Here is a 24597-nt window from a genome sequence, read left to right as displayed (position 1 = left end):
ATGAGTGTATTGTCCATTGTTAGTTTTTTACTAATTACAGGTCTGATTGCCTTTATTTCAGCAATAAAAACGCGTAAAAAGAAGGTACAAACCACAGATGGACTTTTTTTTGCAGATCACAACAATAACTTTTTCATCGTTGGAGGAGCATTGTTGTTAAGCAATATAAGTGCGAATCAATTTATAGGCGAAAACGAATCTATTTATACCAATAACATGAGCGTTATAGCGTGGGGCGTGAGTTCTGTGCTGGCAATGTTATTAGTTGCAGAGTATTTTTTGCCTATTTATTTTCGTACCGGAGCGATGACAATTCCGGATTATTTAGGAAAACGCTACGATCAATCGACCAAAAGATTGGTTTCAATTGTATTTCTATGCAGTTATATTGTTAATTTACTTCCCGCAGTTTTATACGGTGGCGCGGTTGCCCTTACCGGAATGTTCAACTTTTTATTGCCTTTGCAATTAACGTATTGGCAAAATATCTGGATTATGGTTTGGGTGATAGGCTTAACAGGTTGCGCTTATTCTGTACTTGGAGGTTTACGTGCGATATCTATAAGCGACACCATTTTAAGTATCGGATTATTGACCATTGGGATTGCTTTTCCTTATTTTGGATTCAAATTCTTAGGTCATGGCGATTGGTCACAAGGTTTGCATATTATGCTTTCGCAGAATAAAGAACATTTAAACGCTATTGGAGGACCAAAAGATGAAATACCGTTAAGTACTATTTTTACCGGAATGTTTATCATGAACCTGTACTATTGGGGAATGGAGCAGTTTATTGTACAGCAGGCACTTTCGGCAAAAAGTCTTTCGCACAGTCAAAAAGGAATGGGATTGGCGTGTTTAGGGAAATTGTTATGTCCTTTTATTATTAATATTCCCGGATTGATTGGAGTTCATTTGTATAAAAACCTTGAAAATACTGCCGAAGTTTTCCCTCTTGTTGTAAAAGATACCTTGCCGGGAATTATGATTGGCCTTACTGCTGCTGTAGTTCTGGGCGCGGCAATTAGTACATTTAATGCAGGTTTGAATAGTAGCAGTACATTGTTTGTGCTCAATCTTTATAAGCCTTGGTTAGAAAAAAGAAATAAAGAAGTTACAGAGAAACATCTGGTTTATACGGGACGTAAATTCGAAATAATTATTTCGGCTTTAGCCATGTTTTCAGCTCCGTTTATCATGTTTAGCAAAGCTGGTTTCTATACGTATTTGCAACAGCTTGCTGGAATGTTTTGTTTGCCGATTTTTACGATTATTCTGGTTGGTTTTGTTTCCAAAAAAGTTCCGCCACAAGCAGCTAAAATCGGAATGATATTCTTTATTTTAAGTTATGTAATCTTTAATTATATTCTGGAAATTGAGTTGCATTACCTGCACATGTTGGCATTATTATTTGTTTTTACTACAATATGTATGTTGGTGGCTTCCAGGTTTTATCCCAATTATAAGTATACCGAAATAAAACTTGAATCTGTTGAATTATCACCATGGAAAAACCGTTATTGGTATTTTGGTGCGCTGTTGATAGGAATGGTGGCTATCTTTATTTTATTCTCGAAATGGGGGATAGCGTAGGAGGAAGGTTCAAAGGTTCTGAGGTTCAAAGGGACAAAGGTTTTAACGTAGAGGCGCACAGCAGTGTGTCTTTTTTTCTTTCAAATAATTATCGATTTTGATTGCGATGGACGGATTGAAATCTATCCCTACAATATTCGTTGCCCCTTCGGAACTCTTTATAAAATCCCGAAGGAATGATTTATTTTGTAGCAAGGGATTTCAATCCCTTGAAACGCAAAGTAACCACAATCTTGCCATTTCGACATAGGAGAAATCACACAAGAAACTCCGTCCCTAAAATCGCCAATCTTTGCCGAGTTACACGTGTGATTTCTCCTCCGACGAAGTGACAAAACGTCCTCAAAAGATTTATTAAGAATGATTTGACTAATAATTCTTCTGTTTATTTCTGTTTTTTCTTTTTTATGGCGAGTTAGCTTAAAAATAAATTCGGGACTATAAAAACCCCTATAAAGTACTTATTTTCTCTTTTTTAAGGCACATGTGCTTTATTTTTGTCTGAGATTTCTTTACTTTTTCTTTGCTTTTTTTCTCTTATTCTTTTTTAAGTATTATTATTTATACAAATGCCGAAATAAATCACGTAAAAAAATAACAGATTCTTAAAACATAATTTGGATGTTATGAAAATATTTGTATGTTTGTAGTGTTGTAGTATAGTATAGTATAAGTCAATTCGTTTTCTCGTATTTTAAGTGCTCAATATAAAAAAAACCAACTCAATATTTTATTAACTAAAAACCAAATCATTATGAGAATCGCAATAAGATACTTATGCTTCTTAGTAGTTATGATGTCCGCCGGTACACTTTATTCCCAAACCATCACCGGTAAAGTTACAGATAATGAAAATTTACCACTGCCTGGCGCTACAGTTGTAGTAAAGGGTACACAGAACTCAACTGTAACTGACATTGACGGAAGTTACAAATTAGCAAATGTTAAAACTGGATCTACTTTAGAATTTAGTTTCATAGGATTTAATACGCAAAGTATTGCGGCCAATAAGCCGGTTGTAAATGCTTCTTTAAAACCAAGCTCTCAGGAATTAAGTGAAGTTATAATAGTTGGAGCTGCAATGAAAAAGGGAGATCTGACAGGGGCTGTAAGTAGTGTTTCTGGTGATAAGCTTAGAGAGGTTCCTACGCCAAATGTAGTGCAGGCGTTACAAGGGCGTGCCTCAGGTGTATATGTACAACAAAGTGCTGTACCTGGTCAAACAGGTTCAATAAGAATTAGAGGAAATAATTCTCTAAACTTTGGCGGTAACCCAATATTTGTAATAGATGGTTTGGTTACTGATAGCAATTTTGAAAACATTAACCCTAACGATATTGCAAGTATGGAAGTTCTTAAAGATGCTTCTGCTACTGCATTATATGGTTCAAGAGCTGCTAATGGAGTAATAGTAATTACGACAAAAAAAGGTTCAAGATCAGGAGAAGCAAAAATACAGTATGATACATGGACAGGTGTATCTGAATTTGCAAGGACTATACCGTTGATGAATGGCCAACAATTATTTGATCTAAGGGTTGATGCTTATGCGAATCGTTATATGGATGAGAATCCCGGAGCTGATCGTGCTGCTTATGTTAATCAAATTAAGTCAGATGGTTCGACTGTATTTGCGCCTTATGAATTGGAATCTTACAGAACAGGTAAAAGTTACAATTGGCTGGATCAGGTAACGCGTTCAGGTTTTCAAACGAATCATAATCTAAGTTTTAGCGGAGGCGGAGAAAAAGGGACTTATTTTGTAAGTTTTAATTATGTTAATCAAGAGGGACTTCTTAAAAACTCTGATTTTAAAAGATATAATGGAAAAATTAACCTTACGCAGGATTTAAAATCATGGCTGCAGTTTGGTACCAATACAACTTTTTCAAGAAGCAAGAGCAATTATCAGGAGGGTAGTGCCTTTGGTGTGGCATTGGGAGCAAATCCACTATTACCTATAGATTCTAAAGCTACTTATCTTCGATATGGTGAAGTGTTTGACCAGAATCTTTATAATCCGATAAAAAGTCTTGATATCATAAATTCAAGTACACGTAACAGACTTACAAGCAGTAATTTTTTAAGTCTAAAACCGGTAAAGGGACTTGATATCAGAACTACTTTATCTGTAGATGTTACAGATCAGGCAAATTTTGATTATGTGCCAAGTTATACAGGACAGTCACTTAGAAATTCTATGGATGGGGAAGCGCATCATTATAGATATTCACAATTGAATTATCAGTGGGATAATACCGTAAGTTATAGTAAAGTTTTTGCTTTAAAACATGACGTAAGTGTTATGGGAGGATTTTCTGTAATGAGTAATTCTGGTAATAGTACTGATGTAAGAGCTCGTGGATTTGTTAGTGATGATTTGACTTATATGGCATTATCAGGTGCATATCAAAAAGATAATGCGCAATTAAGCTCGAATTTTACAGATTATTCAAACCAATCATATTTCGCAAGAGCTAACTATACTTATGATGGTAAATATAATATTACAGGAACAATAAGAAGAGATGGTTCTTCTAAATTTGGACCTAATAACAAATGGGGTACCTTTCCTTCTATAGCAGGAAGTTGGGATGTTGCTAAAGAAAATTTCCTTTCGGGATTTGAAAAACTAAATCAGCTTAAGTTTCGTGTAGGTTATGGTATGGTGGGTAATCAAAATGTAGATGCTTACAGGTATTTTGCCTTATATAATGCACAAGTTAGTAATAATTCAGGGACTTACGTGTCTGATAATTATATTGATAATTTTGATTTAAGATGGGAAAAACAAAAACAATTTAATGTTGGACTTGATACTGGTTTCTTTCATAACAGGCTGACTGTAAGTGCTAATTATTTTCATATAAATAATGACGATCTTTTAATGTTGCGTAATATGCCGGTTTCATCAGGGTATAAATATAAGCTGGATAATATTGGTTCTACAACTAATAAAGGTATAGAATTAGAACTTAGCGGAGACATTATTAAAAACAAAGATTTTAAATGGAATGTTTCTGCCAACATATCATCGGCAAAAAATAAGGTTACAAAACTTTATGGAGATGCTACAGAGATATATAACTTGGGTGGTTATAGTAACAATGAGATCCAACGTACGGGGAACTTTTTCTTAGGCCAATCGGTAAACACTGTTTATGTGTTTGATTATGATGGTATTGCACAGCAGGGAGAAAACCTTAGTGGAGTAAATTATGGAAGTAGAACTGTTCAGGCTGGAGATATTAAAATTAAAGATCGCAATGGCGATGGTGTAATAAACGATAAAGACAGGTATGTGGTTGGCGATTTGAATCCTGATTATTATGGAGGTTTTTCTACAGATCTTAATTACAAAGGTTTTGCATTAAATGCAGTATTTTCATATTCAATAGGAGGTAAGAGACCAAGTTCAACCTACGAAAGCTATATGAACTCAGGAGGGATGAGTGCAGCACATACAGATCTTTTGGATCGCTGGACTCCTACCAATACCAATACAGATGTACCAAGAGCCTATTATGGAGGAGGAAGATATACTTTAGGTGAGACAGATAAGGCAATACAAGATGCTTCATTCTTAAGATTAAATGCACTTACATTATCGTATACATTACAAGACAAGGTTGCAGAAAGTGTTTTTCTTAAAAATGTAAGGTTTTATGTAACAGGATCTAATCTATTTATTGTAACTAAATATAAAGGGTATGATCCTGAAGGAGGAGATTCTTATCCTATATCCAGAATGCTAGTTATGGGATTAAATGTATCTCTTTAATCAAATTAATTTAAAAAATTATTTTATGAAAGCAAAAATTATAGCCTTTATAGCGCTAGCAATATTATCAGCTTCCTGTTCGTCAGATTTTTTGGAGGAAGAGCCTAAAAGTTCACTTACTGCTGCCCAGGCATACGGCAGTTTAGGTAAAATAGAGCCTGTTCTCTTGGGAGCTATAACGAATTGGAGGAATATGCAAAAAGACCGTGCGGGACTTTATACTTCTCTTGGTACAGATGAAGCACAACAAGGAGCTTTGCAGGTAACCGGAGATGCAAACCAGGCAGGACTTGATTTGTACAATGGTTTTCTAAGCCAGGAGAATCAGGCAATTGGACAATTGTGGAATGACAGATGGCCAGTAATTGAAGTAGCTGCACAAACTATTAGAGCATTAGGAATCAATACCGAAGAAGATAGTACAAAACGTGATCTTTTAATGGGAGAAGCTAGTTTTTTAAGAGCAACATTAATGTTTGAACTAACACAATACTGGGGAGAAATACCGATTAATGATAAAGCAAAATCGGCAGAATTTGGTTTAAAACGTCAACCTCTGGCTTTGGTTTATTCTTATATAGTTGCCGATTTAGAAAGAGCAGTTGAAAAACTTCCTGTAACACAGAGCAATCCTGCATTTCCTGCAAAAGGTGTAGCTCAGGCACTTTTAGGAAAAGTATATCTATATGCTCCCGAAGCGTCAGGATACCGTGATTATACTAAAGCAAAGCAATGGTTTGGAGCAGTTATTACTTCTGGGAAGTATAGTTTACTGCCTAATTACGCAGATATTTTTAGTCCGGATCATGCCAATTCTTCAGAATCCTTATATGAATGGCAGTATACTAATAACTGGCCTGATAATAACCAGATACAGTGGCAAACAGGTTCAAGAGTTTTGGCAAATATTGACCAATATGCTTATTTTGGAGGTTATGATCTTATACTTCCTACTCAGTACTGCTATAAAGATAAAGCTGATGGCGGATTATGGGAAGCAGGTGATGTACGTAAAGACGCGAGTATTCGTTATGATTTTACATATAAAGGAGTTAAACCATCACTTCCTGCCGGTTTTGGTGGTGATGAGTTGGATCCACACATTAAAAAATACGAAGATATTCGTGTACAAGGAAAGCAATCGTTCTGGAATTCAGGAAAAAACAAACCATACATTCGTTATTCAGATGTGTTGCTTTGCTACGCAGAATGTTTAAATGAATTAGGAAGTACTTCTGATGCCGAAGGATATGTAAATCAAGTTCGTACAAGAGCTTTTGGAGGAACATTGCCAACAGGAATGAACTGGAGCGGACTTTCTCAAACAGAATTCAGAGATAGAATCCTTGACGAACGTATGCGTGAATTAGCATTTGAAGGCTGGAGAAGAATGGATCTTATTCGTACAGGAAAATTGGTGGAATTAGTAAGTGCCCGTAACAAATGGGCAAAACAAAACGGTACAATTGCTGCATTTCATAACCGTTATCCTATTCCTATCGGAGAGATCAAGCTTAATGATGATATTAGCGATGCTGATCAAAATCCGGGTTATTAATATCCTTAAAAATAGTTTTAATGTAATTTTTTTTAATTTTTTTGGTCATGTGATTTGGTTTGGATCACAGGTTTGATTTGCAATGCCATTTTGGTTTAGGCAATAACAGTACTAAGTGAGTTTTCTGTTAGAAAAAGCTTATTCCAAAATGGCATTCATTTATATAATTATTTACAAGTTGTAAATCCATAAAATAGCAATATGAAGTTCAGTGATTTTTATTTCAGGAACTCAGATTTTGCCTGTAATTATTAGTGTATAGCTGCGCATTACAAGATAATTTTAAACCTACAAGGTTTTGGAAACCTTGCAGAATATATAGAATAATTTAAAATGAGAATTATGAATATTAAAAAATTTAAAGCACTGCTTTTTATATTATTGCCTTTACTAGGCTATTCACAAACAAATCCATTAGAGATATGGTATACAAAACCAGCTTCTCAATGGGAAGAAACATTACCATTAGGAAACGGGCGTTTAGGAATCATGCCGGATGGCGGAGTGACAACCGAAAAATTAGTTTTGAATGAAATCACTTTATGGAGCGGGTCTTCGCAAGATGCTAATAATTATCAAGCGTATTCTTTTTTACCACAAATTAGAGAATTGTTATTAGCTAATAAAAACAAAGATGCCCAAAAATTGATTGACGAACATTTTATTTGCAAAGGTGCTGGTTCCGGAAGCGGAAATGGAGCTGATGTGCCATTTGGAGCGTATCAGATTTTGGGAGATTTAACGCTAAAATTTGATTATAAAACAAAATCTCAACCCGTTAATTACACCAGAAATTTAGACATACAAACGGCAGTTGCGGCGACTCAATTTACAATTGATGGTGTAACTTACAAACGTGAATATTTTGCAGGTTTTGGTGATGATGCCTCTTTTATCAAATTAACTTCAAGTAAAAAAGGAAAGCTAAATTTTACTGTTCAGTTAGACAGACCGGAACGTTTTAAAACCGTAAACGGCACCGATAATTCTTTAGTAATGACAGGGCAGTTAAACAACGGAACTGACGGAAAAGGAATGAAATACAAAGCAAAAGTAAAAGCTCAAATAACAGATGGTAATGCTTTGTATACAAATAATACAATCGAAATAAAAAATGCAACCGAAGTCGTGATTTTTATATCTGCAGGAACAGATTATAAAGATAAAAATTTCGAAACTTCAGTAGATAAAATTTTGGATGCAGCAATGCAAAAGAAATACCAGGATCAGAAGAAAAATCACATTGAAAATTATCAAAAATTGTTCAATCGTGTGACATTAAATTTCGGAAAAACTGCGAAAAAAGCATTACCTACAAATGAGCGTTTAGATACCTTTATAAAAGAACCAGATGCAGATACCGGACTTCCGGTTTTGTTTTATCAATACGGACGTTATTTAAGTATCAGCAGCACCAGAGTAGGATTGTTGCCACCAAACTTGCAAGGATTATGGGCAAATAACGTGCAAACACCTTGGAACGCAGATTATCATTTAGACGTAAATGTTCAAATGAATCACTGGGCACTGGAAACAGCTAATTTATCAGAATTAAATCTTCCGTTAAAAGATCTGACTAAAGCAATGGTACCAAACGGAGAAAAAACGGCCAAAGCGTATTACAATGCAGATGGTTGGGTAGCGCACGTAATTACTAACGTTTGGGGTTTTACAGAACCTGGCGAAAGTGCTTCATGGGGAATCACAAAATCGGGATCGGGGTGGTTGTGTAACAATTTATGGAGCCATTATTTATACACAAATGATCAGGCATATTTGGCTGAGATCTATCCGGTATTAAAAGGAGCAGCTCAGTTTTATAAAAGTATGTTGGTGAAAGATCCAGAAACGGGTTGGTTGGTAACTTCGCCATCTGTATCACCTGAGAATTCATTTTTATTACCAAACGGAGAGGCTTCTCACGTTTGTATGGGACCTACAATCGATAATCAGATTATTCGTGAATTGTTTAACAACGTGATAATAGCCTCTAAAAAACTAGGTTTAGACAATGATTTAAGCATTGAACTGGAAAAACAATTAAAATTATTGCCGCCACCTGGAGTTGTTGGTCCTGACGGAAGAATCATGGAATGGTTAAAACCGTATAAAGAAGAAGACCCACAACACCGCCACATATCGCATTTGTACGCATTATATCCAGGATCTTTAATAACTCCTGAAAACAAACCTGAACTTGTAGAGGCAATCAAGAAAACACTTGAAGTAAGAAGAGATGACGGACCAAGCTGGTCAATCGCCTATAAAATGTTGTTTTGGTCACGTTTGAAAGAAGGAAACAAAGCCTATAGGTTATTAAAAACAATATTAAGACCAACACTTGCAACGAACATCAATTATGGAGCAGGAGGAGGAGTTTATCCAAATTTACTTTCTGCAGGACCACCCTTTCAAATTGATGGAAATTTTGGTGCAGCTGCCGGAATTGGCGAAATGTTGATTCAAAGTCATGCCGGATTTATTGAATTATTGCCTGCAATGCCAGACGTTTGGTTAAACGAAGGTGAAGTAAAAGGACTGAAAGCCGAAGGAAATTTTACCATAAATATCAAATGGGAAAAAGGTAAAGTAACGAAGTATGAAGTTTTATCTCCTGTACCAACCAAAGTGAAAGTTAAGGTTAATGGAGAATTAAAAGAAATCACATCTTCTAAATTATAGTTTACAATACCTTCAAGGTTTTCAAAACCTTGTAGTTATAGATTGCATAATAAGATTAGAAGTAAAACTGTGAGATTGAAAATATCCGATCTTATTTGTCATTCCGAGGCACGAGGAATCTCCGCAAGTAGCTCGACAATGATTGTCGATCACATCTACTAAACTATATTGGCTAAACCTACAAGGTTTTGAAAACCTTGCAGGACGGATGAACATCAATATGGCTTTAGCCGAAATACGCTAAGATTTCGGCTAAAGCCTATTTTTATATTCGACTCTTTTGATCTCCAGCTAAAGCTGGAGTCTATTCAAAAAAATCATGAAACGATATTTCATTAAATTCCATACAATGAAAATAAATAAAATAATACTCTTTGGGACATTGTTAAGTTCCATAGTTCTTGAAGCACAAACTTCTGATAAAATCACAGCTCACGTAAATCCGTTTATTGGTACCGGAGCCGCACACGGATCACCACTTTCAGGAAATAATTATCCCGGCGCAACAGTTCCATTCGGGATGGTACAATTGAGTCCTGATACTCGCAATACGCCAGATTGGAGCGTTGCCTGTGGCTATAATTATAATGACACTACAATCGCAGGTTTCAGCCACACACATCTTAGCGGAACTGGTGTAGCCGAATTATTCGACGTTATGTTGATGCCATTTAGTGGGACAATTGTCAAAGGAGCAGCAGGACAAAATGCCTATCAATCCAAATTTTCTCATGATAAAGAATCAGCAAAATCGGGTTATTACAGCGTGGAACTTTTGGATTATCAGATAAAAGCAGAATTGACAGCCACATCACATGCAGGTTTTCATAAATACAGTTTTCCTAAAAATAAAGAAGCGCATATCGTAATCGATTTAGATCATTCGATGAAAAAATCGGATTGGAATACACGTATTATTGCATCGCAACTTTCTTTTCTTAACGATCATACAATTGAAGGATATCGTATTATTACCGGTTGGGCACCAATGCGAAAAGTGTATTTTCACGCAGAGTTTTCACAGCCTATAATTCACAATCATGTAACAGATGGTGGAAATGTTTATGATAATCCTAAAGTAGTAAACGGAAATGCAATAAGAGCCATTCTGGACTTTGACACTTCAAAACAACAAGAAGTTTTGATAAAAGTGGGAATCTCGGCAACCAGTATAGAAAATGCACGATTGAATGTACAAGCTGAAATTCCCGCCTGGGATTTTGAAGGAACTGTAAATACCGCTGATACTGTTTGGGAAAAAGAACTCAGCAAAATAAAAATTGAAGGAACAACAGAGCAAAAACAAATTTTTTATACCGCTTTGTATCACACATTTATTCAGCCAAATACTTTATCAGATGTTAGCGGAGATTATCCATCAGCTGATTATACTGTCAAAAATTCATCCAAACCGTATTATTCATCTTTCTCTTTGTGGGATACGTATCGTGGTGCTCATCCATTATATACGATAACCCAACGGGAACGTTCAGCCGATTTTGTAAATAGTATGTTGACGTATTACAAAGCTTTTGGTTATTTGCCAATCTGGCAATTATGGGGACAGGAAAACTATTGTATGATAGGCAATCACGCCATTCCGGTTGTGGTTGATGCTGTGCTTAAAAACTTGCCAGGAATTGATAAAGATTTAGCTTTTGAAGCCGTAAAGAATTCCGCAACATGTGAACATCCGGGATCGCCATTTGGTATTTGGGAGAAATATGGCTATATTCCTGAGAATTTAAAATCACAATCCGTTTCCTTGACTTTAGAAATGGCTTATGATGATTGGTGTGTGGCAGAATTAGCAAAGAAATTGGGTAAAACCGATGACTACAATCATTTTACAAAACGTTCGCAATTCTATAAAAATTTATACGACAAACAAATTGGTTTCTTCAGAGCCAAAGATGATAAAGGCAATTGGATTGGTCCATTTAATCCGTTAAAATATGGCGCAAACGGTGGATATTCTTTTACGGAAGGAAATGGCTGGCAATACTTTTGGTACGTTCCGCAAGATGTAAAAGGATTGGTGAATCTAGTTGGCGGTGATAATCTTTTTACTAAAAAACTCGATACTTTTTTCACATTAGAAGACAAACCAGAAGAAGTAAATGACAATGCTTCTGGTTTCATCGGACAATATGCACACGGAAATGAACCAAGTCATCATATTGCTTATCTATACAATTATGCTGGGCAACCTTGGAAAACCCAGAAATATGTATCAGAGATATTGAAGAAAATGTACAATACGACTTCGTCAGGTTATTCCGGAAATGATGATTGCGGTGAACTTTCGGCTTGGTATGTTTTTAGTGCGATGGGATTTTATCCTGTAAATCCTTCAAGCAGCATCTATGTTATTGGAACACCAATTCTTAAAGAATCTTCGATTCAAGTGAAAGATGGAAAGACGTTTAAAGTTATAGCAAACAATGTTTCTGATAAAAATATTTATATCCAAAGTGCTAAACTAAATGGTAAATCTTATACCAAAACGTTTATTCGTCAAGCGGATATTGATGCAGGCGGAATTTTAGAATTTACTATGGGATCAAAACCGAATAAGAAATGGGGGACTAAATTGGAAGACAGACCAGTTGAGTAAGATTTGAATTTTTATGAAAAAAAAATTAGCCGCGGATTAGGCGGATTAAACGGATTTTAGCTGATTTTTTCTTTACTATTTGTATGTATATTTTTGTCGTCCCGACAGAGGAGAGATCACACAAGAAACGCCACAACGAAAAAAAACAATCTTTGTCAATCTACGAGTGTGATCTCTCCTTGGTCGAGATGACAAGATTGAAATAAACTAATGTAAGCAAAATAAAAAAACCGTTTTTATCCGCGTTTTCGCGAAGCGAATCCGTAACATCCGCGTGCCATATTCCATTCTACGGATAACAAGATTATGACAATAAAAAAAGGTTTGATGAAATTAATCATCAAACCTTTTTCTCTTTTCAAGAATTAACCATTAATAATCAACAATTAACAATTATAAAGATACCGATTCTTCATTCTTCAATAAAGACAAATGTATCGTAACTCCTGAATGACTTTTTTCTTCAGATAAAACACTTTCAAAAACTTCTTCGGCTTCCGCTTTTTTATCCAAGCCTAAAAGCCCTAATCCCTGCATATACAAACAGTGAATTTTGTTACGTTTATCTAAATCGTCTTCCCAAATCATAAGATCCGGAAGTGATACTGCAAAATAGTCGATTGTAACATGATCGTTTAGATTCTTTTTAGCGTAAGCGACTAATTTTTCAAAACGTTTATCAGCTTCAGATTGTTGGTTTAATTTTAAGAATGCCAAACCTTGATAGAAAATTTTATCCGGTTGTTGATCGTTATAGAAAATAGCTGCTGTAGGTTCTTCTAATCCTTGAGTGGCTTTATTCCACCAGTTTTTAGCTTCTTCGAGATTGTTTTTCTTTTCGAAAGCAACACCCAACCAATAATGAATATCATTTTCCTGAGCGCCCGGTAATTTTCCTTCACCTAAATTATCAGGATAAAATTGAGCTTGTTCTAAGTTTTCGATTGCTTCGTCGTAATTCCCTTCTGAGATTTGCTGTTTGGCAATCTCAGTTAAAGAAACCAGATATTGGCCGCTTACTTTTCCTTCACCGCCTTCCCATGGATGGAAAATTCGGTTTTGTAATAAGGTTAGGGCTTTATCGTGTTTTCCTAAAAGGTTGTACAAAGCAACTCTTTCTAAGTAAACATCATCACGTTGAATTACCAATTCTAAATGTTTTTCTAAGAAAGCCAGTCTGAAAACTAAATCTCTGTTCAAACGTTTGTACAATTGGTCTAACTCCATTAAAATTCTGGAATCAGTCAAGTCTAACGAAAATGCTTTTTCTAAACTAGAAAGTGCTTTTTGTTCATTCTCTAATTTATTATAATACGCCAAAGCCAAATTACGATGTACAGTTGGGAAACGATCATCGATCGCAACAGATTGTTCCCAGCAACAAATAGCATCGTCATAAAATTTTGAAGCGTACCAAAAGTTTCCTAAATAATACAGCGCTTTTGCATCATTATTTTGCTTTTTAATCACGTTTTGAAGTACTAAAGCAGCTTCAATCTGATTTGGGAAACAATAATCCGGTTTTGCCTGAGAAGCCATTTTAAAGCATTCTTCGGCTTGACCGAAATCATTTAATTTCTCATAGAAAGAACCCGCATAATACCACGCAATTGGATATGTTTCTTCGTCTTTTAAACCTTCAGATAATAAACTTACAGCTTCATTATACAAACCTGCCAAAGCATAATCTAAAGCATATTCTATATATGTATGGATATTGTCTCTGATCAATGAGTTGAAATAAGCAAGGTCTTTTTTGTCATTGCTTAAAAGGTATTTCTCGTAAAGCAATCCAAAATTGAAACAATCATTTTCTAAATAAGTATTCGCCAATTGAAGCGCTTTTTCTTTTTGATTTAATTTTCTATGAAAGGTAACTTGCAAATGCAATGCTTTGTGATCTTCGGTATTTTTAGAAATTGCTTTTTTGATGTGTGTTAATGCCAATTCATAATCCCCGTTTAAAGCATCCAATTGCGCGACATAAAAATAGCCCTGATTTTGCCAGGCCGCATTCCACGTTGATTTGTAGAAAGCGTCGTAAGCTTCCTGGTTTTTATTCTGATATTTAAGACACAATCCTAAATTAAAATACACTTCACCTTCATAAGGATTTGGATTTCTTTGGGTCAATGTTTTGATAGCCGCTCTAAAATAAGGTTCAGCTTCTGTGAATTTTGCTCTTCGCATCAACCATAATCCCATCGCATTATTCGAACGAATATCTCCAGCATCACGTTTTATAGCTTCTTTATAATACGGAATCGGACTGTATGTGGCGTGTCTGTATTGTTCTAAATGTTGCGCTGTCAGGAACAATTGTTCGTTATTTTCAATATCTTCAGGAGCAAGAGCAGGTTTTGCAGCTTCGGGAATTTCGGCTTCATTTGGTCCTTCGTAAATCCAATCAACCAAAACTTTATCATCAGCATCCGTTACAGAAATTGATAATCCTTCTAAAGAAGTATTATTAAAATCAATCGTTTCTTCGAATGAATTGTAGGGCGAAGCATCGTATTGTTTTTGGAATAAAATAGTATCGTTATTCTTTAAAGTAACCGTAGTATTCGGATAAACTCCTGTTGTATAAGCTTTAATGATTAATTTATTATCGATACTTTCCAAATTAACCATTGCATTTTTGGTCGCATTTTTCACGATTCCTAAATCGCGATACGGCATAAAATACTGCGTAAAATCTTTTTGTTCACCTGGCATAATCCACGTAAAATCTGGCTGATTATCCGTATAAACCCCACACATTAATTCGATATACGGACCATCTTCATCGGTAAGATTGCGATCCCAGGCACGACCAAAATCGCCGTGACCCCAAGTCCATTGTTTTTTTCCCGGAGAGACATGGTGATTGGCTACGTGCAATAATCCGCCTTTTGAATCATTTTCATATCCGCCCACAAAATTATATTTGGATGCAATCGTCATATAAGAGGTTGGAACCGGAATATTTTTATAACGGGAAATATCAGTTCCCGGTGAATAATCTACTTTGTAATACGTCCCTTTCGCAATTGGAAAAGACGAAACATCACGTTTGCCATGATCAAAAACAGCATTTACATCCGGCGGAAATACCGATTGATAATCGTCATTCACCTTTACAGCAGGATTTGCCCACCATAAAAAAGTCTGAGGGAACGATGTTCTGTTATACAATTGTGCTTTAATTTCCAGATAGGCTTTGTCAGGATACAATCTGAATCCCGCCATACCTTTGGTTCTAAACATACGCTCGACTTCACTGCACCAAACTGTTGCGCTTCCGTCTTCGTGTTCTTCAATTGTAAAATCAACAGGATCAAAAGTGGTTGGTCTGTGGTGTTGCGGCCAATTAAATTCGATTCCGCCAGAAATCCACGGACCTGTAAGTCCTACCAAAGCCGGTTTTACCACCTGATTGTAATATACAAAATGACGTTCTTTGGTTTTATCATACGCCATATGAACACGTCCGCCAAGTTCAGGCAGGATCATTATTTTAACGAATTCATTTTCAAGATAAACCGCTTGATATTCTTTGTCGATTTTTTCGTCTGCGATTTTTTCAATAACCGGATAAGGGTAGACAGATCCGTTACTTCCCTGATACACTCTTTTCTCAATAAATACAGGATTTTTTTCAGGTTTGCCCACCTCATAGGTTGGTAGGATTATTTTTTCCTTCCAAACATTTACTTTTTGCATGATGTAATGAAATTTAGATTATTGAATATTCTTTGATTTTTTATCAGAAACCATCAGTTCTTCAATCTCTTCAAGACTTTTGTTTTTGGTTTCAGGAAGTTTTCTAAATACAAACACAAATCCTAAGGCACAGATAATTCCATACAACCAGAAAGTGCCTGATGTGCCCAGATATTCGTTGAAAATGGGGAAGGTTTGTACCAAAAGTGCAGAGGCGATCCAGAGGGCAAATGTGGCTACGGACATTGCAACACCACGGATTCGGTTAGGGAAAATTTCAGATAAAATCACCCAGGTAATAGGAGCGAGGGACATTGCGTAGATTGCAATGGCCAATAGTACCAGTAATAATAATGGGAAACCGGTAACATTCGTATAATAAAAATAACCTAATAAAGCGTAGATTACGGCAAGTGCACCAGAGCCAAAAAGCATTAATTTTTTACGCCCAAGTTTATCAACAGTTCCCATGGCAACAAGTGTAAACACAAGATTGATGCTTCCCGTAATTACTATATTCATGAACAAATCATTAATACTATAACCAGCCGAAACAAAGATTTCCTGAGCATAATTAAAAATGATATTGATACCGCACCATTGTTGGAAAGCGGCCAAAACAATCCCGATTACAAGTATAGGTAATGCTTTTTTGTCCAACAGCATTTTGAAATCGGTTTTCTCAGTTTCGTGTGTGAAGGTTTCTTTTATTTTTACAATTTCTTCTTTGCCGTACGCTAATCCGCCAATTTTAGTAAGTGTTTTTTCTGCCGTATCGTGATTTCCTTTTTTCGCCAAATATCTAGGGCTTTCCGGAATTAAAAACATTAAAATAAAGAAGAGAACAGCCGGAAAAAATCCTGCCCAAAACATCCATCTCCAACCCATTTGTCCGTTCCAGGAAGCCAGAATTTCAGCATGAGAATAACCAGCCGGAATAACCTCGGTAATCAACATATTAGTGATTTGAGCGGCAAGAATACCAATAACTACAGTAAGTTGGTTGATTGAAACAAAAAGTCCGCGGGTTTCTTGTGGCGCGATTTCGGCAATATATAAGGGTGAAATTGTCGATGCAATCCCAATTCCGATTCCACCAATAATTCTCCAAATAATAAAGATCGTAAAGGTTTCTGAAGCTCCGGTTCCAATCGCCGATATAGAGAATAATACTGCGGCAGCGATTAACATAGGACGTCTTCCGTAAGTATCTGCAAGTTTTCCGGCAACGGCTGCACCCGCAACACAGCCCAAAAGTGCACTACTCATTGCCCAGCCTTGTAAAGCAGGAGAATCTGAAATGCCAAAATAAATTTCGTAAAATGGTTTTGCACCACCTATTACAACCCAGTCGTAACCAAAGAGTAAACCACCCAATGCTGCGACAAGGCTAATTGATAGTAAAAAGGTATAATTATAATTTTTCATAAAAAGGTTTTAATAGCTTTTGTAAAATTAGCGGAATAGGAACCTTAGAATTATGGATATTTTTTTTGAATAGATGGATTATAATCTGATTTTATGATGCTCTGTGTTAAAATACGAAATCAATTGCGTTACTGCTTGTATTCTGTGCGATATTGAATGGGCGACGTACTCATTATCTTTTTGAACAAACGAGAGAAATACAACGGATCATTAAACCCCAAAGTAAAGCTGATTTCCTTAATACTCATAGTCGTGAAGCTTAGATATTGACAGGCTTTTTGCATTTTTAAGTAATTGAAATAATGTATTGGGGAGTAACCAGTTTGCTTCTTAAACAAGGTAAAAAAGTGCGAAGATGAATAATTAAAATACGCGGCTACATCATTGATTTTTAAGGATAAATCCAAATGCTTTTTCATATAGTCAATTGCAGACTCAATAGTATTATCCTCTGAAAATTTTCTGTTTTTTTTGATAAAGAATCGCTCATATAAAAAAGCGTTCAGTAATTGCCATAACGAGAGATTGGCATATTCGAGATTACTCGCGCTATAACCGTCTTCCATAACATCGAGAATGTTTTCAAAAAGTTCGATTCGTCTTTCTTCAAGCGATAATTGTGGTGCTGTCTCAGGAAATTCGGTTATGAATTTTTCGTAGAAATGTGGTGCTTGTGGTCCTGTAAAATGCAACCAGAAAATACTCCACGGATTTTGTTTTAAAGCATAATAATCATGTGCAACTTCGGGAGGTATTATATAAAAGGTATTCGCCTTGAGCGTTATGGTTTTGTTTTCTTTGCTAATAATGCCTTCACCTTTATAACAATAAATCAGGATATATTGTTTGCTTCCGTGTTTGCGTTTCATCGAGTGATGACTTGCATTTGGGAAAACGCCAATATCGGTAAAATACAAACTTGATATAAGTCCATTATTCTTTATTTCCGAAAGTATGTTTTTAGGAATCACAATCATGCGTTGTCCTAAAAAGCCCTCTTTTACTTTTATCTTTTCCTTTTGTGATGAATTCTTCATTTTTTAGAATCTATTTTTCAAATATCGTAATTTAATCCATGTTTAAGGAAAAAATGTCCATTTTGATGCAAATAATCAAAGTTACATTTGAAATACTATTATACAGATAGTGTTTTTACCATTTTTATAAAACAATATGAATCCCTCAGATACTATTACTTATGAGCCTTTTGGTTCGTATAAAGGAAAAGAAATTTTTAAATTCCGATTAAAAAATGTTCAAGGAAATTACGTTGAACTGCTTAATTATGGAGCCATAGTAAAATCCATAGTTGTGCCGGATAAAAATGGAATTCTGGAAAATGTAGTTCTTGGATTTCCAACTTTAGAAGGTTATTTAAAAGATACTGCTTATATAGGAGCAACGGTTGGACGTTTTGCAAACAGAATTAATAATGCCGAGTTTTCTATCGAAAATAAAACGTATTATCTCGATAAAAATGATGGGGAAAACAACAATCACAGCGGTTCGGCAGGATTTAATAACAAGATATTTGATTTTATTGTAAACGAAGATTCGGTGGTTTTTTCTTTAGAAAGCAAAAATGAAGAAGGTGGTTTTCCTGGAAATGTAAGCGCAAAAATCATTTATAAATGGACGGATAAAAACGAACTTAAAATTGAATTTTTGGCTGTAGCTGATGAACCAACGCCGCTCAATTTTACCAATCATTCCTATTTTAATTTATCCGCTTGCGCCGAGAAAATACACAATCATAAGCTGAATATTCAGGCGATTAAAATTCTCGAAAATATTCCGGATTATATTCCGACAGGAAAAATAATTCCAGCAGATAACTATTTGTTTTTTAATTACAAACTAACCGATGTCATGCAACATAACGGATTGAATATCTATTATGTTTTAGATCGAACTTCTGCCAATGAAAATGCTGTCTGCGAATTGTTCGAAGAAAAATCGGGACGATTAATGCGTGTTTATACCTCGTATCCAGGCGTGCAATTGTACACCGGAGATTACTTAAACAGCGCAACAATTGGAGAACATTCAAAACATTACAAAGCTTTTGACGGACTTTGTTTAGAATGCCAATATTATCCGGATAGTCCCAATCATGCTCATTTTCCCAATACAATATTTAAATCTGGACAGGTTTATAACGAAACGATTACTTATGCTTTTGATGTTATGATTCCAAAATATGCCACAGATTAAATTATTTTCTTTCTGCCACGAATTTCACGAATCAGCACGAATTAATTTGTGAAAATTTGTGCAATTCGTGGCCAAAAAACTTTACAAACCAATAAAACTTTAAAAACTAATCTCTAAAAACTATATAAATGAAAAAAATGTTTATTCATCGCTCTTTAAGTTTGCTGATACCTGCAATATTTCTTGCACATATCAGCGTTAAAGCACAAAATGAAGGATTTTCTCTGAAGTCAAAAGACAATCTTAATAAAATTGAATTGTCTTTAGCCGAAGGAGGAAAACTGTCTTATAAAGTTACGCGCAAGGATAAAATGATAATTTTAGATTCTCCGCTTGGTTTGACTTTCGAAAACAATGATTTTACATCTGGTTTGTCCGTTGTAAAAGTTTCAACAATTGAAGAAAAGCGTGAAAAATATGAACTTAAAGTTGCCAGTAATAAAGTTGCCGATCATGTTTTTGAAACTAAAAGCATAACTTTCAAAAACCAACAAGGCGCTTTAATGACAATCGATTTAATTGCAGGAGAACAAGGTGTTGCTTTTAGATATAAATTCACTGACAAAGAGCCACAAAAGAGAGTTCTTAAAAATGAAATTACAGGATTTCATATTGAGCAAAATGCAAAAGGCTGGCTTCAGCCTTATAATAAAGCGGGAGATTATACTCCGGGTTATGAAGATTTTTATGTTAATGTAAAGTCGGGTGATCCAATAAGTGGCGCACGAAATGAATCTGTGGGTTGGTGTATGCCGGCACTTTTTAATGTAAATAATACTAAAAACTGGGTTCTAATTGCAGAATCGGGAACAGATGGTTCATTCTCCGGATGTCATTTACAACCGGATTCTAAAGACGGAATTTACAGTATTGCATTTGCTAAAAAAGACGAGAAATTCACTTTGCCTTTGCCGGATAAAGAGGCATATCCTGAATCAAGTTTACCGTGGACAATGCCTTGGAGAGTTATTATGATTGGTGATAAAGTGGGAGATATATTATTATCTACTATGATTACGGATTTGGCTCCGGCTTCTAAAATCGAAGATACTTCGTGGATTGTACCTGGAAAAGCAGCTTGGTCATGGTGGTCACATCCTGAAGATTTTACGCCAGAAATGTATAATAAGTTTACGGATGTTTCGGCTTCATTTGGGTTTAGATATACGCTTTTTGATGCGGGATGGGAAAAGGCGAATAAAGAAGGAAAAATTATTGATTATGCATTATCAAAAGGAGTTCAACCATTAGTTTGGGGATATTCGGCAGAGTATTTTGATTCGGAAAAAAGGAAAAAAAGGTTCAAAGAATTGGCTCAAATGGGCGTAAAAGGTGTAAAGATAGACTTTTGGTGTTCAGATCGTCAAGAAGTTATGGCTGCGTTGCAAGGTGTTTTTGAAGATGCAGCTAAAGAACATTTATTGGTAAATCTTCATGGTACAACGGTACCAAGAGGATGGCACAGAACTTGGCCAAATTTTGTAACAGCAGAAGCTATATTAGGAACCGAAAGTTATTTTTATGAGTCAAGATTTCCAGAAAAAGCTGCTGAACAAAATACGGTATTACCTTTTACAAGAAACGTAGCAGGGCCAGCTGATTATACGCCGTTTGCGTTGACTTTTAGAAAATATACACGTTTAAATACGGCAGTTCATGAATTGGCAACGGCTATGATTTATACCTCGGGCGTTATTCATTTCGCAGATTCGGAAGAGGTTTTTAATTCACTTCCTAATGCACTTAAAAACTTATTAAAAGAGATGCCTGCAACTTGGGATAAAACAGATTATATAGTTGCAGAACCGGGAAAAGCAATCGTTTTATCTCGTCAAAAAGACAATCTTTCTTATATCGTAGGGATAAATGGTACAAATTCAGCATCACCGGTTTCAATCGATCTTAAAAAATACGGTAAGGGCTTTTCAAAATTCAGAGTTATATCTGAAGGAAAAGATGCATTAATGGAATTTAAAGTCGAAACGTATCCTTTAACTTCAAACTGGAAATATAATTTAGCTCCTAAAGGCGGATTTATTATTCAGTTTATAAAGTAATACGACTTTTTAATTGTTGGGATATTTAACCGCAAAGCACGCAAAGTTTTTTGCTATGCAGGATTTTTATAAAACGCAAAGTTCGCAAAGCTATATGTTGAAATAGCTTTGCGAACTTTGCGTAAAAACCTTGCGTACTTTGCGGTAAAAAAACTTTGCGGTTAAATAACCTTACGATTAAAATTTCGCCAGCCTAAACCAATCAATAACAGATTGAAAATTAATAACGGTAAAAATGCTTTTGAAAAGTTTATTTCAGATGGATCATTAAAAGTTTCAACCTTAAACTTCGACCAGTTTTGTTTTTCAACTTCTGCATTATCAAAGATTTTTGGATAGAAATACAAACGCATTTTTTCGTGGAATTGTTTGGTTTCTTTCAGAAATAAAAGCTGATTTCCTAAGTCTGATTTGGCAATTTCGTTCAGCTGAATTTGAGTGTGTAAAGTGGGAATAAATTGTGCGATATTCTGACTTGCTTTGTTTCGTTGTTGCAATTTGTTTTCTAATTCTTTTGATTGTTGTGCCGAATCGTCGTCGCCCGCTTGTTGCATTGCATAATACCAAAGCCAGCTAAATTCGGCGTTTGGCAAAGGATAACGTTTAAATTGTGGATAATGATTGTAGAATTTATCCATCGTAATTTTTTTATCCATATCCCATTTTTCATGATACGCATTTCGTTGTTTTACAGTCAATTCTAAAGCTTCGGGAATTGGATATTTATTGACAATATAAGTATTGATTGTTGCGGGTAAAATGATAATTAAAAACAACCAAATCGTCAATAAAATAACGGCATTAAAGTTAGAATGTTTTTGCAATGAAACAATAAAAAAGCTTACGGCAAACCAAAACAGAATGTACAAAACACCAAGTATGTAAAATGTAAAAAGTGATTGGTCAAATGGGATTTTTAAAAGTAAAATGGCCGCAATAAATACAATAGTTAATAGTGTTATTAAGCTTAGAATTCTGATGTAGAATAATTTCAGAACGTATACAAAAGTGTTTTGGCTTTGTGTTGCAACAATTTCCCAGGTTCCGCTTTCTTTTTCTTCCGAAACCAAATTATAGGAAAACGCAATAATCAAGAGCGGAAAAAGATAAATCAAGACAAAGCTAAAATCGATATTTCCCGATAACAGATTATTAGGATTATTGAGTTCTGAGTCGTATTTCTGAGCTTCTAAACCGCGAATCGTAACACTTTGTATCGAAGGGTTTACATCACGCTGACCAATTGCCAGACTATTAATAGGCAATGTTTTGTTGACCAGTGAAAACTTGATGTAGTAGAGTAGAAGTCCAATTTCGTTTTTATGGAAAGCAGCATTTCTGGCAATATGTTCTTTTTGATATATTGCCGCTTCGGTGATATTATTTTGTTGTTTCTGCTGAAATTGTTGTCCGATTAATAGACTTATGAATCCAATGATTAAAAGGAAAATCAGTCCAATTTTGGTTCCCTTAGATCGTATGAAATTTTTAAAAAGTAATGCTAACATATTAGATGGCTTTAAGGTTTTTAGCTGCAATTCGAATCAAAAGAAACAGCATTATAATCCAGAGAATAATAGAAAGAACAGAAACGATTTCAGATTTTAAAACGTCCCGGATTCTTTTTGGTTCATAATGAAATTCGGCCAAATCAGCCCAATGTTCTTTGCCAATAGTCAAAGGTTTATCAGTTGGTTTTGGCTTATTATTGCTGATGTATTTTACCTGCAAAGCGTTCATTTTTTGTGCCATAGTATAGCGGTAAACTTCGGCTTGTTTCTGGAAATCGATATACGAATCATAATCCGTGTTTGATAATCCCATCGATAAATTCTTTATGGCGATGTACGGATTTACAAAAGAAATGGTCTTAGAAAAACTGTTTTGCTTTTCGTAAACCTTCAATAAGTTTTCTAAATGCTGATTGTATATTCTAGAACTGATTTTCTCTCCTTCGGTCATAATAAAACCCGAATAATTGAAGGGAAGTTTTTGTACCGAATCGACTTTGTAGACGCTCAATAACGAATCTTTAATGGCTTTATAATGCAAATCGTTAGGGTTGTGACTATCGCCTTGTTTCAGAATGTCTTTTTCGATATTGCTGTTGAATTGTATTTTAGAAGGCGTTTCATAGATATAAGCGCCAATTGCCTGAGTAGTTCTAGGTAGAATTATGGTGAAAACCAACCAAATTCCGATCAATGAAATCAATGCTTTTTTGGATGTTTTGCTTGAAGCGGAAATTAAAACAGCAATGACACAAAAGAACATCAGATATATAAAATGAAACCCAATAAACAATAACATCTTGATTGTTTCATCTGCCGAAATAATAAAATTCTGAAGCAATAACCATATAAAAACAAGAACCAATATTGTTGGAAGAAAAAGCATCATAATAACGGAAGCGATTCCTAATGTTTTACCAATTAATAACTGTTTCCAATTGATTCCCTGACTTAAAAGAAGTTTTAGGGTTCCGTTTTCCCTTTCGGCTGCGACCGAATTAAATCCTAAGAAAAAGATCAATAAAGGGAGTAATACTTGCAAAACCATCGCAATACTAATTTCTCCAAAACGAAGCATACTGTTCGAAAATCCGGCTTCAGAGAAATTGGCGGTATTTTGTTTGTGCGCTTCCAAGAATATGGCGTTCCCGAAAAACGGTTCCATTCCAAATTCAAAAACACTTAATGGAGTACTTTTTCTAAAAGCAAAGTTTCCGTAATGTGCCATTCTGTGTGGGTTTTTGTCCGGATTGTTAAGCCAGTCTTTGCGAGATTCGTGTTGGTATTTTTCGCTTGTTTGGTTTTGATTGGTATAATTTTCCCAACCTGAAAAAGCGGCGTAAAGTAAAATAAGTCCAATAAAAAGCGTGATGATAAAGACAGCTGTATTTTTAAAAACAGAATTCCTGAGATGTTTGGCGATTAAAATTTCTATGTGTAAGGATTTCATA

The 24597-nt window shown here is 35.3% G+C and carries 12 protein-coding genes; 7 read left to right on the top strand and 5 right to left on the bottom strand.

All coding sequences use genetic code 11. The features are described 5' to 3' along the window. The 5 genes from LPB88_RS19400 to LPB88_RS19380 all read left to right on the top strand — a co-directional run bounded on the left by LPB88_RS19400 (window position 1) and on the right by LPB88_RS19380 (window position 12231). Window positions 1-1593, top strand: a complete 1593-nt coding sequence (locus LPB88_RS19400; protein WP_230717333.1) for a solute:sodium symporter family transporter — start codon at window positions 1-3, stop codon at window positions 1591-1593. A gap of 754 nt (window positions 1594-2347) precedes the next feature. Next, the gene (locus tag LPB88_RS19395) at window positions 2348-5374 is read left to right on the top strand and encodes a TonB-dependent receptor (RefSeq protein WP_230717332.1); all 3027 of its coding nucleotides are present in this window, start codon (window positions 2348-2350) and stop codon (window positions 5372-5374) included. 25 nt (window positions 5375-5399) lie between these two features. After that, window positions 5400-6932: a RagB/SusD family nutrient uptake outer membrane protein gene (locus LPB88_RS19390; RefSeq protein WP_230717331.1), complete on the top strand. Its 1533-nt coding sequence runs from the start codon at window positions 5400-5402 to the stop codon at window positions 6930-6932. A gap of 342 nt (window positions 6933-7274) precedes the next feature. Next, window positions 7275-9614, top strand: a complete 2340-nt coding sequence (locus LPB88_RS19385; protein ID WP_230717330.1) for a glycoside hydrolase N-terminal domain-containing protein — start codon at window positions 7275-7277, stop codon at window positions 9612-9614. Window positions 9615-9963: 349 nt separating this feature from the next. After that, window positions 9964-12231: a GH92 family glycosyl hydrolase gene (locus LPB88_RS19380; protein ID WP_230717329.1), complete on the top strand. Its 2268-nt coding sequence runs from the start codon at window positions 9964-9966 to the stop codon at window positions 12229-12231. A 393-nt stretch (window positions 12232-12624) separates the two neighbouring features. Here the strand turns inward: LPB88_RS19380 and LPB88_RS19375 are convergent, their stop codons facing one another. From LPB88_RS19375 to LPB88_RS19365, 3 genes are all read right to left on the bottom strand, one after another. Then, on the bottom strand, window positions 12625-15936 hold the full coding sequence (locus LPB88_RS19375) for a DUF5107 domain-containing protein (protein ID WP_230717328.1): 3312 nt from the start codon (window positions 15934-15936) through the stop codon (window positions 12625-12627). A gap of 18 nt (window positions 15937-15954) precedes the next feature. Next, window positions 15955-17364, bottom strand: coding sequence for a sugar porter family MFS transporter (locus tag LPB88_RS19370; RefSeq protein ID WP_230717327.1), 1410 nt, complete (start codon window positions 17362-17364; stop codon window positions 15955-15957). Window positions 17365-17492: 128 nt separating this feature from the next. After that, complete coding sequence (locus LPB88_RS19365; RefSeq protein WP_230717326.1) at window positions 17493-18401, bottom strand: AraC family transcriptional regulator; 909 nt, start codon at window positions 18399-18401, stop codon at window positions 17493-17495. 136 nt (window positions 18402-18537) lie between these two features. Here LPB88_RS19365 and LPB88_RS19360 point away from each other — a divergent pair, with 136 nt between their 5' ends. Next, complete coding sequence (locus LPB88_RS19360) at window positions 18538-19578, top strand: aldose epimerase family protein (protein ID WP_230717325.1); 1041 nt, start codon at window positions 18538-18540, stop codon at window positions 19576-19578. 128 nt (window positions 19579-19706) lie between these two features. Further along, entirely contained in the window at window positions 19707-21635 is a 1929-nt protein-coding gene (locus tag LPB88_RS19355; protein WP_230717324.1) for a glycoside hydrolase family 97 protein, read from the top strand. Window positions 21636-21796: 161 nt separating this feature from the next. Here LPB88_RS19355 and LPB88_RS19350 read toward each other — a convergent pair whose 3' ends face one another. Together LPB88_RS19350 and LPB88_RS19345 are read right to left on the bottom strand one after the other, a co-directional pair. Then, a complete protein-coding gene (locus tag LPB88_RS19350) occupies window positions 21797-23143 on the bottom strand; it encodes a DUF3526 domain-containing protein (protein WP_230717323.1) in 1347 nt (448 codons plus the stop codon). Window position 23144: 1 nt separating this feature from the next. Beyond that, window positions 23145-24596: a DUF3526 domain-containing protein gene (locus LPB88_RS19345; protein WP_230717322.1), complete on the bottom strand. Its 1452-nt coding sequence runs from the start codon at window positions 24594-24596 to the stop codon at window positions 23145-23147. Between the last annotated feature and the right edge of the window lies 1 nt (window position 24597).

It is taken from the genome of Flavobacterium sp. JAS (assembly GCF_020991455.1).
In the GTDB taxonomy this organism is placed as follows: Bacteria; Bacteroidota; Bacteroidia; order Flavobacteriales; family Flavobacteriaceae; genus Flavobacterium.
The sequence above is the reverse complement of the archived record's forward strand: the minus strand, read 5'-3'. Positions and strand labels throughout refer to the sequence as shown.

Bases quoted from the DNA above. Each gene is read 5' to 3' on its own strand.
- LPB88_RS19400 (WP_230717333.1), top strand. From the start codon at position 1: ATGAGTGTATTGTCCATTGTTAGTTTTTTACTAATTACAGGTCTGATT.
- LPB88_RS19395 (WP_230717332.1), top strand. From the start codon at position 2,348: ATGAGAATCGCAATAAGATACTTATGCTTCTTAGTAGTTATGATGTCC.
- LPB88_RS19390 (WP_230717331.1), top strand. From the start codon at position 5,400: ATGAAAGCAAAAATTATAGCCTTTATAGCGCTAGCAATATTATCAGCT.
- LPB88_RS19385 (WP_230717330.1), top strand. From the start codon at position 7,275: ATGAATATTAAAAAATTTAAAGCACTGCTTTTTATATTATTGCCTTTA.
- LPB88_RS19380 (WP_230717329.1), top strand. From the start codon at position 9,964: ATGAAAATAAATAAAATAATACTCTTTGGGACATTGTTAAGTTCCATA.
- LPB88_RS19375 (WP_230717328.1), bottom strand. From the start codon at position 15,936: ATGCAAAAAGTAAATGTTTGGAAGGAAAAAATAATCCTACCAACCTAT.
- LPB88_RS19370 (WP_230717327.1), bottom strand. From the start codon at position 17,364: ATGAAAAATTATAATTATACCTTTTTACTATCAATTAGCCTTGTCGCA.
- LPB88_RS19365 (WP_230717326.1), bottom strand. From the start codon at position 18,401: ATGAAGAATTCATCACAAAAGGAAAAGATAAAAGTAAAAGAGGGCTTT.
- LPB88_RS19360 (WP_230717325.1), top strand. From the start codon at position 18,538: ATGAATCCCTCAGATACTATTACTTATGAGCCTTTTGGTTCGTATAAA.
- LPB88_RS19355 (WP_230717324.1), top strand. From the start codon at position 19,707: ATGAAAAAAATGTTTATTCATCGCTCTTTAAGTTTGCTGATACCTGCA.
- LPB88_RS19350 (WP_230717323.1), bottom strand. From the start codon at position 23,143: ATGTTAGCATTACTTTTTAAAAATTTCATACGATCTAAGGGAACCAAA.
- LPB88_RS19345 (WP_230717322.1), bottom strand. From the start codon at position 24,596: ATGAAATCCTTACACATAGAAATTTTAATCGCCAAACATCTCAGGAAT.